Here is a 12,125-nt window from a genome sequence, read left to right as displayed (position 1 = left end):
CGGGTCGCCGGGGCCGGTTTCCCAGCCGAGATCGGGGAGCGCGATGATGCGCAGGCCGCGCGGGTCGTTGCGGGTCACGACGATGTTGCGGCTTTCCATGTAGGCGATGAGGCGCCGGGCGCGGCCGGGCGAGCGGCTGCCGCAGGCGCGGGCGATCTCGCCGTCGGGCGGGCAGGGCGTGCCTTCCATGGCCGCGCGGGCGATGAGCAGGAACACGCCCTGGAGGTCCTCCGCCAGATCGGCCGCGAAGGCGACGGCGCGGTCCCATTCCGAGCCTTCTGCCGTGGCCGTATCAACGCCGGCGCGGGCGACCGCCAGGCGGCGGCGGAAGGCGTTGAGATTGAGCGGCTCGCCGGAGACGCGGCGGATGCGGCAGCGGACGAGGAAGTCCTGATACAGGACGGCCACGGAGCGGAAGGCGGCTTCCGGATCGTCCAGGATCTCGCGCAGGATCGCATCGAGTGCGGCCTCGCGCTCGGCCTTGGACTGATCGGTTTCCTCCGCTTGCGGCTCCGGCGCGGCGGCGGGCCTCGTGCGGGCGAGCTGGGCCAGGAGATCGTTCGTGGACGGGGCCGGAGGCGGCGGGGGCGCGCGACGCGGCATGACCGGGCGGGCGGCGATCTCGTCCTCGCCCGCCTTGAAGATGAGGTCGCGGGCCTCTTGCCTAGGCTGCTCTGGCAAGGGCATGAGCTTGAAGGTGCCGCTGCGGGTCGAGGTCTCGACCGCGCCGATGCGGATCGGCAGCGGGCGGCGCGACAGGGCAGGGCCGAGGGCCACGAAGTGGCCGCGTTCGAGGTCGCGGAACATCTCGGCCTGACGGCGCTCCATGCCCAGAAGATCGGCCGCGCGAGCCATGTCGATGTCGAGGAAGGTGCGGCCCATGAGGAAGTTTGAGGCCTCCGCCGCCACGTTCTTGGCGAGCTTGGCGAGGCGCTGCGTGGCGATGATCCCGGCCAGGCCGCGCTTACGGCCACGGCACATCAGGTTGGTCATGGCGCCGAGGGAGACTTTTCGCGCCTCGTCGGAGACATCACCCGCGGCAGCCGGGGCGAAGAGCTGCGCCTCGTCCACCACCACGAGCATGGGATACCAGTAATCGCGCTCCGCATCGAAGAGGCCGCCGAGGAAGGCGGCCGCGCAGCGCATCTGCGCCTCGGCGTCGAGCCCTTCCAGGCTCAGGACCACGGAGACCCGGTGCTGGCGCACCCGGGCGGCGATGCGCTGAAGATCGCCCTCGCTGCGGGAGGCATCGACCACCACGTGGCCGAACCTGTCGGCCAGGGTGACGAAATCGCCTTCCGGATCGATGATGGCCTGCTGGACGAGATTGGCGCTCTGCTCGAGAAGGCGGCGCAGGAGATGCGACTTGCCGGAGCCGGAATTGCCCTGGACGAGCAGACGCGTCGCCAGAAGCTCTTCCAGGTCGAGCAATGCCGATTGTCCCCCGGGGGCGGAGGACGCCAACCCCATGTCGATGCCGACCTTCATCAGCCTCCCTCTTGCGGTAATCGAAAATAGTCGGGCACGGTCCTAACACGGCAAGGCTTAAGGAAGTGCCGGGAAACCTGGAGTCCTCCACAGGCGAAATGTGCTTTCCCCAGCCATGACGCCGCAGGTCGAGCGAAACCGGGCCGCCCTCAGGCGATTAACGTGGAGGACACCCGCCGATCTCCGATGCAGGAGAGGATCGATGCCCGTCGCGCCGATTGTCAGGCCTGCCTTTCATGCCGTCCCGGCCGTTTCGGGGGACGCAGGCGGCGGGCCGATGATCCTCAAGGCGGCGGGGCGCTCCGTCATCCAGGAGGATCCCGATGGGCCGATGCTCCCACCGGCGGGAGCATCGCGCGCCGAGACGGTCTTCACGACCGTCGGCGCCTTCCTGCTCCTGATTCTCGCCTGCTCGCTCCTCTGGACGCTGTTCCGCCAGCGCCGTCGATGAAGAGGGCGCTCAGTCGGCGACCACGGCTTCGGCGGCCTTGACCGCGCCACCACGCAGGGGGCGCTCTTCGAGGGCGAGAAGGAACGCCAGCGACAGCCCGAACCCGACGACGGCGGCCATGAAGACGTAGCTGAACACGTCGGCCAGATCGACGCCGCTCTGGGCCGCGACCGCGCCGAGGGATTCGAAGCTCGTCGCCCCGCCCAGGCCCGAGGCGCCGAGCACGATGGCCCCGAAGATCGCCACAATGAAAGCGCCGCCGAGGGAGCGGAAGAAATTGGCCGTGCCCGTGGCGGTTCCCATCTGGTGCGGAGCGACCGCGTTCTGGGTCGTCACCATGGTGACGGGGAGCACGGTGCCGAGTCCGATGCTGATGACGGCCAGGATGATCTCCACGGTCACGATGGAGAGGGACTGGCCGTACAGGGCCAGCACCCCCGTGGTCGCCATGGCGACGATGAGTCCGACAGTCGGAAGCCGCTTGTAGTGCTTTACCTTCGCCATGCTCCGGCCCGACATCGTCGCGCCGACCACCGTCCCGGCCATGAGCGGGATCAGGGCCAAGCCCGACAGGCTCGCCGAGAGGCCCCGCACGGTTTCGAAATAGACCGGCAGATAGATGGTGAGGCCGATATAGGTGCCCATGCCGAAACAGGCGGCGAGCACGGCCATGCGCACCACCGGGTTGTGCAGCACGCCCGGCGGGATCAGGGGCTCCGGCGCCAGGCGCATGCGGACGGCGAAGAGCACCCAGAGCCCTGCGGAAGCGGCGAAGAGCCCGAGGATCGGCAGGGAGGCCCAAGGGTAGCGCAGCCCGCCCCAGCTCAGGGCCAGCAGCAGCGCCACGGTCGCGGCCACGAGGAGCAGCGCGCCGAGCAGGTCGAGCTTGTGCGGACGCTCGAAGCGGGGAAGCTTCTTCAGGGAGTGGAACGCAATGGTCAGGGCGAGCAAACCGAGCGGCAGGTTGATCCAGAAGATGACCGACCAGTGCAGATGCTGGGCGAAGAAGCCGCCGAGGACCGGCCCGAGCAGGCTCGACGTCATGAACACGCTGGCGAAATAGACCTGGTAGCGTCCTCGTTCGCGCGGCGCGACAATGTCGGCGATGATGGTTTGCGCCAGCGCGATCAGCCCGCCGCCGCCGACGCCCTGTAGGCCGCGCGCAAGAATGAGAAAGATCATGTTGGGCGCGAGCGCGCACGCGATGGAGCCGATGATGAAGATCACGATGCCAATCAGCATGGTGACGCGCCGGCCGTAGGAATCGCTGAACTTGCCGTAGAGCGGGGTCACGGCCGTGGAGGTCAGGAGATAGACCGTCACGATCCAGGGCAGGTGCTCCAGGTCCCCGAGTTCGCGCCCGATGGTCGGGAGAGCCGTCGCGATGATGGTCTGGTCGAGAGCCGCCAGGAACATGGACAGCATGACGCCGAGAATGATCGTGCGGATTTCGGTGTGGCTCAAGGCAGGTGCCGGGGTGTCCCGCACGCTCTCGTTCGGTGGTTGATCCATGGTGTCCATCGCGTCCCGGGAAAACCCATCTAGAGGAGAACGGGCCATTCTGTCCGGACTTCTGCTGCAAGTCAGATATGCTCTCAGATCAGGTTCGTTCCATCGTCGGGACTGATTGGGGATTCGCCGGTGCGGAACGGCGGACGGGTCCATCGAGCCATCGCCTGCAAATGAGGCCATGAGCCCTTGAGACTGAACCTAGCGGCTCCATCATCGTTCTGCCTGAAAGCTTTTCCATCGTTTTCGGCCGAAGCGGGGGCTGATCATCATGATGCCACAGACGATCCTGGTGCTCGCCCTCGCTGTGCGCGCCCTGCTGCCGGGTGAGGTCCGCCAGGCAGGCGATCCCGCGTCGCAGACCGCCCAGGCCGTCCAGGCACGCTACGAGCCGGAAACCCGCGAGGTGACCAACTGGCGCCGCGAGGCCATGGGAGCCCTGGAGCCGAAGCCCGTCGTGGCCATGGTGGCCTTGTTCAAGGCCGAACGGCCCTTCGTGACCCGTTGCGTAAAGCTCAACAATTACTGGTGCATCAAGAGCGCCCGCTGGAACGGCGAGCTTGCCACTGACAATGAGGGACATGTGGGTTTCGTATCGGCCGATCATGGGGCCGATGCCGCCGCCACCCTGCTGCGGCGCTACTATCTCGAGTTCAACCGCAAATCCGCCCTCGACATCGTCCGGCGCTGGGCACCCGCCGAATGCAACGTCGCCACCAGCCTCGGTGACATCGCGGTGCTGGCGGTGAAGGGCATCGGCGGGACCGTGCGGGCGCAATATCTGGCATCGCGCCGCAAGAAGGGCGGTGCGGTACGCTATACGGCGAAAGCCGGTCCGGGCGGGAAACCGGGCCGCGTTTCCATGGTGATTCCGATGGCGCCGAAAACCCAGCAATACCGGGTGCCGAGCATTGCCGCAGGGATGGGAGAGAGGCCTAAGCCGTCCCAACCGCCTGTCGCCGTTACACGACGCAAGCCCGCGAAGGAACCGGCGGCTACCGCCTCGGCAGTCCCAAAGGCACCTCCGAAGGTCCAGGTGGCGTCCGCCTGCCCATCCGAGGAGCAGCGCCACCGCAATTACGCGACCCGGATGGTAGAGGGCCTGGGTCTTGGTCCCAGCGATGATCTCAAGCTCTTCTCCCCTGAGGGCAGGCCTCTCCCGAACTTGGCGCACGTGATGCTGGCAATGTCGTCCTTCGAGCTGGGTACGCTGCGCGCGAGCCCTGATCTGGTGGAGGAGGCGATCGAGAGGGCGACTGCCCGGTTGAAGGAAGAGGCGAGGGGCGACGGGAAAAAGACGGACCTCTCCCAGGTGCCGCCGCAGAGCGTGGAGCGCTGACGCCGCCTTGCACGTTAGGACTTCAAGCCCCACCTACGAGCTTGGCTTGAGAGAATTGGGTTCATCTTGGTGTCTGTCATTACCGATCTCGCCTCCCGCGCCGGGTCCGCCGCGCAATCTCTCTGGGAGGTCTCCGGGCAATTGATCCAGCCCTCTCTCCGCCTCGGCGTGACGGGTCTCGCCCGCTCCGGCAAGACCGTGTTCACCACCGCCCTCGTGCATCACCTCACGCGCGGCACGAACCTGCCTGCCTTCCGGGCGTCGGCCGAGGGCAGAATCCGGCGGGCGCATCTGGCCCACCAGCCGGACGACGCCGTGCCGCGCTTTCCCTATGAGGAGCATATGGCGGCGCTCACCGAGAGCCGCCGCTGGCCGCAATCCACCAACCGCATCAGCGAGTTGCGGGTGGACGTTGAGTACGAGCGCAGGTCCGGCTGGCGGACGGGGCCGGCCTCGCTTGCCCTCGACATCGTGGATTACCCGGGCGAATGGCTGCTCGATCTCGCGCTCCTCGATGCCGGCTATGCCGAGTGGTCCCGGCAGACCATCGAGGCGAGCCGCAAGCGCGACCGGATCGCGGCGGCGGGGCGTTGGCACGAAACGCTGAAAGCCCTCGAACCCGCAGGCTCTTCCGACGAGATGCTCGCGTCGCGAGCGAGCGAAGCCTTCAAGGAATATCTCACCGTCCTTCGCGCGGATTCCGAGGCCGTGGCCACCACGCCGCCGGGCCGATTCCTCATGCCGGGTGATCTCGCCGGCTCGCCTGCGCTCACCTTCGCGCCGCTCGATCTGGCCCAGGGGCAGCCGATCGTACCGGGCAGCTTCGCGGCCCTGATGGAGCGGCGTTTCGAGGCCTACAAGACCCATGTGGTTCGGCCCTTCTTCCGGGATCATTTCCAGCGCATCGACCGCCAGATCGTGCTCGTGGACGTGCTGGCCGCCATCGATGCCGGGCCGGTGGCGCTGGCCGAACTCGAGGAGGCGCTCGACCAGGTGTTGATGGCCTTCCGGATCGGGCGCAACACGCTCCTGTCCCGCCTGTTCTCGCCGCGGGCCGATAGGGTGCTCTTCGCCGCCACCAAGGCCGATCACATCCACCATACGGACCACGACCGGCTGGATGCGATCCTGCGCCTTCTTGTGAACCGCGCCTCGCGCCGCACGGAGGCCGCCGGCGCGAGGGTCGGGACCGTGGCGCTCGCCTCCGTGCGCGCGACGCGCGAGACGACCATCCGCGAGGGTCGTGAGACCCTGCGCGCCGTCGCGGGCGTTCCCGAGGCGGGCGAGCGGGTTGGCGACGAGATCTTCGATGGTGAGGCCGAGGCCGCGATCTTCCCGGGCGAGCTGCCGGAGACGCCGGAGGCCGTCTTCCAGGGGGCGATCCCGCCGGGCTCCTTCCGGTTTCCGCGCTTCCGCCCGCCGAAACTGCCGGTCGATGCGGCGGGCCGCATGGCCAAGATGCCCCATATCCGCCTCGACCGCGCCCTTGAATTCCTGCTGGGGGATCGTTTCGCATGAGCCGCCAACCTCGCGCCTTTCGCCTCGACGATCCGAACATCACGGCCGGCGCCGTCCAGGTGACGGAGGAGCCCTTCGACGCCATCGAGGCCGCCGACGGCATCGTGGTGCCCATGGGCGAGAAGCGCCGTGCCCCCTGGCTCGGCATCCTGCTCTCCGCCCTGTCGGGTCTCCTGATGCTGGGGCTCGGGCTCGCTGTGGAGAACCTGATCGTCGATCTCTATGCCATCGCGCCCTGGCTCGGCTGGGTCGCGCTGGGCCTCGCCGTCCTGGCGCTTCTCGCCTTCCTGGCCATCATCGGCCGAGAGGTGGCGGGCATCTGGCGCGAGCAGAAGATCGAAAGCCTGCGCGAGGCCGCCATCGATGCCCTCGCGGTCAAGGACCACAAGGCCGCGAAGGGCATCGTATCCGACCTCCTGAGCCTCTACGGCGCCCGCGCGTCCGCGGCCCAGGGCAGGGCTCGCCTGCGTGGCCTGACCGACGAGATCATCGATGCGGACGACCGTCTCGCGATCGCCGAGCGGGAGCTCCTCGCCCCCCTCGACGCCCAGGCCAAACGGGCCATCGCGGGCGCGGCGAAGCAGGTCTCCCTCGTGACCGCGGTGAGCCCGCGGGCCATCGTCGACGTGGCCTTCGTGATCTTCGCCGCCGTGCGGCTCCTGCGGACGCTCTCGCGCATCTATGGCGGCCGGCCTGGCCTGTTCGGCTTCCTGCGGTTGGCGAAGGCCGCCTTCAATCACCTTGCGGTCACGGGAGGCATGGCCGTGGGCGACAGCCTCATGCAGCAGGTCCTGGGACTGGGCCTCGCGGCGAGGATCTCGGCCAAGCTCGGGGAGGGGGTCCTGAACGGTCTGATGACCGCCCGGTTCGGTCTCGCGGCTCTGTCGGTCTGCCGGCCGCTGCCCTTCATCCGCGAGGAGATGCCCAAGATCGGCGACGTGGCCGGCGAGTTGATCAGCCGGGCCGAGGCCGCCGCCTCCTGACGTCGCCCTGGGACAATACTTTAGAGGTGCGGCAAATCGTTCTGGCCGTGTCTTTCCATGGTGCAAAAGAGGTGCCCGGGCCTCTTAGACAAATCGATGACGCTTAATCTCGTTGTCCCCGATCCTGCTTGCCTATATAGGGGCGCCACGGTTCATCGGGGAAGAACGGCTGAACATGACAGACATCGTGATTGATGAGGGTTACCGTCCGACAGAAGACGAGCCCTTCATGAATGAACGGCAAAGGGAGTATTTCAGGCGCAAGCTGATCCGCTGGAAGCACGACATCCTCAAAGAGGCTCAGGAAACCCTCGCAACCTTGCAGAGCGAGAACGAGAACCATCCTGACCTCGCGGATCGCGCCTCTTCGGAAACGGATCGCGCCATCGAGCTTCGTGCCCGCGACCGCCAGCGCAAGCTCATTGCCAAGATCGACGCCGCCCTCGCGCGGATCGAGGACGGGTCCTATGGCTATTGCGAGGAGACCGGGGATCCGATCTCCCTCAAGCGCCTGGAAGCGCGCCCCATCGCAACGCTTTCTCTCGAGGCGCAGGAACGCCATGAGCGGAACGAGCGGGTCTACCGGGACGACTGAGACCTTCCGTCATCCAATACGAAAGGGCTCCGCTTGCGGAGCCCTTTTTCTTTATGGGGCAGGAAATCTCAACCCTTCTTGGTCGGGTCCAGCGGACGTCCGAGGAGGCGGGCGAATTCCGCCTCTATATCCTCGACGGAGAACGGATCCGTCGGCTTCTGCTGGGCCGCCGGCGGCTCTTTCGCCTGAGGTGGAAGCGGAGCCGTCACGGGCGGGGGAGGCGTCGCGGGACGGAAGGGTTCCGGAGCCGGAGCGGGCCTGGCCGGCGGAGCAGCCTCACGTTCCTCTTCGACAGGCTCTCCGTCCAGACGCTCGTCGGAGGCCGCGACGGGCTCCTCTTCGGGCTGGGCGGGCTCACGTGATTCCTCCTCGTCTCGGAGAGCCTCGGCGGGTTCCGCCGGGGTCATGGGAGGTGGCGGGACAGGGCTCGCGGGGCGCTTCAGGGCTTCTTCGAGCTGCTTGGCCATGTCCGACAGGAGACCGGCCTCCGACGCCGGGCGTGGCGCTGCGACCGGCTGCTCGACGGGTGCCGGCTCGGGCTGACGGACGGGCTCAGGCTGCACCGGCGGGGGCGGGGGGACCGGCGTCGCCCGGGACTGGAACGGCGGAGGCGTGAAGGACGGGCGCGGCTCAGGACGCTCCACGGCCGGCGCCGGAGCCGATGGAGCGTTCTGAAAAGACGGCGACCGCGCCTCAGCGCGCAGGCCCTGGATGGTCGGGGAGGCGGAGACCGCGACCGCGTCCGGCTTCAGCACGGGCTCCGGATGGGCCGGGACCGGGGCGCTCACCGTCGCGACGGGCGAGAGCTCCTCGTCGATGTCGGACTCGTCCGAGGGGCGCCGCACGAAGGCGCCGAGCTGGGCCGCGAGTTGGCTCTCGATGGAAGGGCGTCCGCCGGATTCGACCTGCGGGGCGCGGGGCGCCTGATCAACACTCGGCTCGAAGCGCTCCATGCCGGTATCGTTGGACGGGGCGGGGATGCGGGCTCCCGCAACGCGGACGATGTTGGTCTCGATGACCACGTCGTTGGGACCGCCGATGAGAAGAAGGTGTTCGACATTGTCGCGGCGCAGGAGAAGGAGTTGGCGCTGCCGGTCGAGGTCGTAGACATCGACGATGCCGAGCCGGGGTTGGCGGCTGCCGCGGCCACGATCGCTGCCGGGCATCATCAGGCGGGCGCCGGTCAGCTTGCGGAAGACTACACCGAAGAGCACGAGCAGGATCAGAATGATCGCAAAGGCAATCGCGAATTGGACCGCCCGTGACGCTTCGATACCGAAAAGAGATGACACGTTGTACTCTCAGTGTTTGCAGGCCTTTGCAGGCCCTTTCCGTGTTGGTTGTACCACATTGACCGCCAAAGCCAGCGACAAGGTTAACAGATGGTTAACGGGCCCGGGCTTCGGCGCCAGTCATGTGGATGAGGATCGGTCCTCGATGATGGGACCAAAATGGGTCTGATCCCCTTTTCATCAAGGAAAATAGGGATTTCCTATGGCGAAAACGTCGTGCGATTGAGGTTCGTGCGTTGTGGAGGCCTTGCATCGGCTCACGGCTCCGCCTTAGAGGTCGATCAATAAATGGCGCGTAAGATGAACGACGAAGATCAAGCGGGTGGTTGCAACGTTGCATCCTGTGCTACGGGGCACGTCCGCGCCCGTCGAGGAAGTTGACACTCTATGGCTTATGAGGGCGACACGCCGAGAAGCGCGGCCATCGACCGTTCCGACCGTCCCGGCCATATCGGATGGGTGCTGCTGCTGGCCGGCGTTCTGGTCGGCGCGACCCTGAGCCTCCGGTTTCTGGACATCGAGCAGACGCAGCCGCTGATCCTCGGGCTTCTCGCGTTCTTCGCCATGGCGGGCGTCTTCTTCCTTTTCGCCATGGCGATTGGCGTCGTTCAGTTCGCCGGCCAGACGACGCGGAACGATATCACCAAGCTCATGGCCGATACCTCCGGCGACGGCCTCGTGGTGATCGAGGATGACGGGCGCATCACTTATGCCAACGATTCCTACCTCGCCATCGCGGGCTTGCAGGGTGGGGAAGTGCGGCCCGTGGAGCGCCTGTTCCTGGGCGCGCCCGAAGTCTCCGAGGCGATCTACCGGCTGGCCCAGGCGGCGCGCGAGCACCGCACGGGCTCCGAGGAAATCCGCCTCTCGCCCTCGTTGAACGGCGCTCAGGAGTTCGGCTGGTATCGCGTGCGCGTGCGCCCGGTGCCGCGCCCCAGCGGACGGCAGGCGGCGCTCTGGGCCATCAGCGAGGTGACCCACGAGCGCGAGCGTCAGGAGAACGTCTTCCAGGAACTCCAGCACGCCATCGACTATCTCGATCACGCCCCGGCGGGGTTCCTGTCGGTCGATCCCGAGGGATCGATCATCTATCTCAACGCGACCCTGGCCTCCTGGCTCGACTACGATCTCGCCCAGGTCGGCTCCGGCGGCCTGAACCTCACCGACATCGTGCCTCGCGACGTGGTGTCGTTGATGACTTCGTTTGCCGGCGAGCCGGGGAGCGTCCGCACGGAGACCTTCGATCTCGACCTGCGCCGCCGCAACGGCCAGTTCCTGCCCGTGCGCCTGTACCACCGGATCGCCTTCGGTCAGGATGGGCGCATGGGCCCGTCCCGGACGCTCGTTCTCAACCGCTCGGCCGGAGGAGAGGTCGACGAGGGACAGCGCGCGGCGGAAGTGCGCTTCGCCCGGTTCTTCAACAACACGCCCATCGCCATCGCGACGGCTGACCGGGCGGGGCGGATCGTCCATGCCAACGCGCCCTTCACCAAGCTCTTCGGCGCCTTGACGCGCATGGCCGAGAGCGGAGCCACCGGGGCCTCCATCCTCGACAGCTTCCGCGAGCGAGCGCCGATCGAGGCCGCCCTCAAGGCGGCGGCGGAGAACCGGGGCGACATCCCGCCCCTGGAGCTCCAGACGGCGGGCGACAGCGGCGGCTCCGTCCGAATCTGGGTGACGCCCGTGGGCGATACCGGCGCGGACGGCGAGACGGCCATCCTCTATGCCCTCGATACCACCGATTTCCGCAAGGTGGAGGAACAGCTCGCACAGTCGCAGAAGATGAACGCGGTGGGCCAGCTCGCGGGCGGCGTCGCGCACGACTTCAACAACGTGCTGCAGGCCATCATCGGCTACAGCGACCTGCTGCTGGCCAACCATCGTCCGACCGATCCGTCCTTCCAGGACATCATGCAGATCAAGCAGAACGCGAACCGGGCCGCGAGCCTGGTGCGCCAGCTGCTCGCCTTCTCCCGCCGCCAGACCCTGCGGCCCGAGGTGCTCAATCTCAACGACCGGCTCTATGATCTCTCCATGCTGCTCAAGCGCCTGCTCGGCGAGCGGGTGGAGCTCGATCTCAGCCATGGCCGCGACCTCTGGTTCGTGAAGGCCGACGTGAACCAGTTCGAACAGGTGGTGGTCAACCTCGCCGTCAATGCGCGCGACGCGATGCCGGGCGGCGGCAAGCTCGCGATCCGCACGGCGAACATCTCGGCCGCGGAGGCCGCCCGGCTGAACGTGAGTGCCATGCCGCCGGCCGATTATGTGGTCGTCGAGGTGTCCGACACGGGATCCGGCATGACGCCGGAGGTTCTGGAAAAGATCTTCGAGCCCTTCTTCACCACCAAGGAGGTCGGCAAGGGCACAGGCCTCGGCCTCTCCACCGTCTTCGGCATCGTCAAGCAGTCGGGCGGCTATATCGACGTGGATTCGAAGCCAGGCGAGGGCACCACCTTCCGGATCTACCTGCCGCGCCACATCCCGGAGGTGCAGGAGGCTCCCGAGGAAGCCAAGGCCAACGCGCCCAAGAAGCCTGCGGCCGACATGACTGGGCAGGGCACCATCCTCCTCGTGGAGGACGAGGACCCGGTCCGGGCCGTCAACGCCCGGGCGCTCTCCGCCCGCGGCTATACGGTGCTGGAGGCCGCGTCCGGCATCGAGGCCATGGAGATCATCGAGGAGCGGGGCGCCCCGGTCGACCTCGTGGTGTCCGACGTGGTCATGCCGGAGATGGACGGCCCGACCCTTTTGCGCGAATTGCGCAAGCTCTATCCCGACCTGAAGGTGATCTTCGTCTCCGGCTATGCCGAAGAAGCTTTCCGCAAGAACCTTCCCGAAGGTGAGGACTTCAACTTCCTTCCCAAGCCCTTCAGTCTCCGCCAGCTGGTCGAGACCGTGAAGCAGGCGATGGTGCGTTAGGTCTTTGGACGAAGGTTCTCTGCAGCATTCT

General features: G+C 67.1%; 9 protein-coding genes. 6 read left to right on the top strand and 3 right to left on the bottom strand.

Features of this window, described 5'->3' with window-relative positions; genetic code table 11:
* Positions 1 to 1,488, bottom strand: a 1,488-nt coding sequence (locus tag OC446_RS13550; protein WP_262029555.1) for a helicase HerA domain-containing protein, incomplete at its 3' end; no start/stop codon positions are given.
* Positions 1,489 to 1,690: 202 nt separating this feature from the next.
* Between OC446_RS13550 and OC446_RS13545 the strand changes: the two genes are divergently transcribed.
* Positions 1,691 to 1,939: a hypothetical protein gene (locus OC446_RS13545; protein WP_262029554.1), complete on the top strand. Its 249-nt coding sequence runs from the start codon at positions 1,691 to 1,693 to the stop codon at positions 1,937 to 1,939.
* A 9-nt stretch (positions 1,940 to 1,948) separates the two neighbouring features.
* On the opposite strand, the gene OC446_RS13540 is transcribed toward OC446_RS13545, so the two are convergent.
* Entirely contained in the window at positions 1,949 to 3,451 is a 1,503-nt protein-coding gene (locus tag OC446_RS13540; protein ID WP_262029553.1) for an MDR family MFS transporter, read from the bottom strand.
* A 268-nt stretch (positions 3,452 to 3,719) separates the two neighbouring features.
* On the opposite strand from OC446_RS13540, the gene OC446_RS13535 reads away from it, so the two are divergent.
* From OC446_RS13535 to dksA, 4 genes are all read left to right on the top strand, one after another.
* Positions 3,720 to 4,787, top strand: coding sequence for a hypothetical protein (locus OC446_RS13535; RefSeq protein WP_262029552.1), 1,068 nt, complete (start codon positions 3,720 to 3,722; stop codon positions 4,785 to 4,787).
* 69 nt (positions 4,788 to 4,856) lie between these two features.
* Complete coding sequence (locus tag OC446_RS13530) at positions 4,857 to 6,305, top strand: YcjX family protein (protein WP_262029551.1); 1,449 nt, start codon at positions 4,857 to 4,859, stop codon at positions 6,303 to 6,305.
* A complete protein-coding gene (locus tag OC446_RS13525; RefSeq protein ID WP_262029550.1) occupies positions 6,302 to 7,288 on the top strand; it encodes a YcjF family protein in 987 nt (328 codons plus the stop codon). The genes OC446_RS13530 and OC446_RS13525 overlap by 4 nt, the downstream gene beginning before the upstream one ends.
* 175 nt (positions 7,289 to 7,463) lie before the next feature.
* On the top strand, positions 7,464 to 7,883 hold the full coding sequence (gene dksA / locus OC446_RS13520) for an RNA polymerase-binding protein DksA (protein ID WP_009489488.1): 420 nt from the start codon (positions 7,464 to 7,466) through the stop codon (positions 7,881 to 7,883).
* 68 nt (positions 7,884 to 7,951) lie between these two features.
* On the opposite strand, the gene OC446_RS13515 is transcribed toward dksA, so the two are convergent.
* A complete protein-coding gene (locus OC446_RS13515; protein ID WP_262029549.1) occupies positions 7,952 to 9,175 on the bottom strand; it encodes a hypothetical protein in 1,224 nt (407 codons plus the stop codon).
* Positions 9,176 to 9,562: 387 nt separating this feature from the next.
* On the opposite strand from OC446_RS13515, the gene cckA reads away from it, so the two are divergent.
* Entirely contained in the window at positions 9,563 to 12,094 is a 2,532-nt protein-coding gene (cckA, locus tag OC446_RS13510) for a cell cycle histidine kinase CckA (RefSeq protein WP_262029548.1), read from the top strand.
* Positions 12,095 to 12,125: the final 31 nt, after the last annotated feature.

The organism is Microvirga sp. Mcv34 (genome assembly GCF_024519725.1).
Lineage (GTDB): Bacteria > Pseudomonadota > Alphaproteobacteria > Rhizobiales > Beijerinckiaceae > Microvirga.
Note: the sequence above shows the minus strand (reverse complement) of the source record. Positions and strands in the feature narration are given on the sequence as shown.

What these genes read in the sequence shown, in the direction of transcription:
- OC446_RS13545 (WP_262029554.1), top strand. Translation starts at nt 1,691, where the DNA reads ATGCCCGTCGCGCCGATTGTCAGGCCTGCCTTTCATGCCGTCCCGGCC.
- OC446_RS13540 (WP_262029553.1), bottom strand. Translation starts at nt 3,451, where the DNA reads ATGGATCAACCACCGAACGAGAGCGTGCGGGACACCCCGGCACCTGCC.
- OC446_RS13535 (WP_262029552.1), top strand. Translation starts at nt 3,720, where the DNA reads ATGATGCCACAGACGATCCTGGTGCTCGCCCTCGCTGTGCGCGCCCTG.
- OC446_RS13525 (WP_262029550.1), top strand. Translation starts at nt 6,302, where the DNA reads ATGAGCCGCCAACCTCGCGCCTTTCGCCTCGACGATCCGAACATCACG.
- dksA (WP_009489488.1), top strand. Translation starts at nt 7,464, where the DNA reads ATGACAGACATCGTGATTGATGAGGGTTACCGTCCGACAGAAGACGAG.
- cckA (WP_262029548.1), top strand. Translation starts at nt 9,563, where the DNA reads ATGGCTTATGAGGGCGACACGCCGAGAAGCGCGGCCATCGACCGTTCC.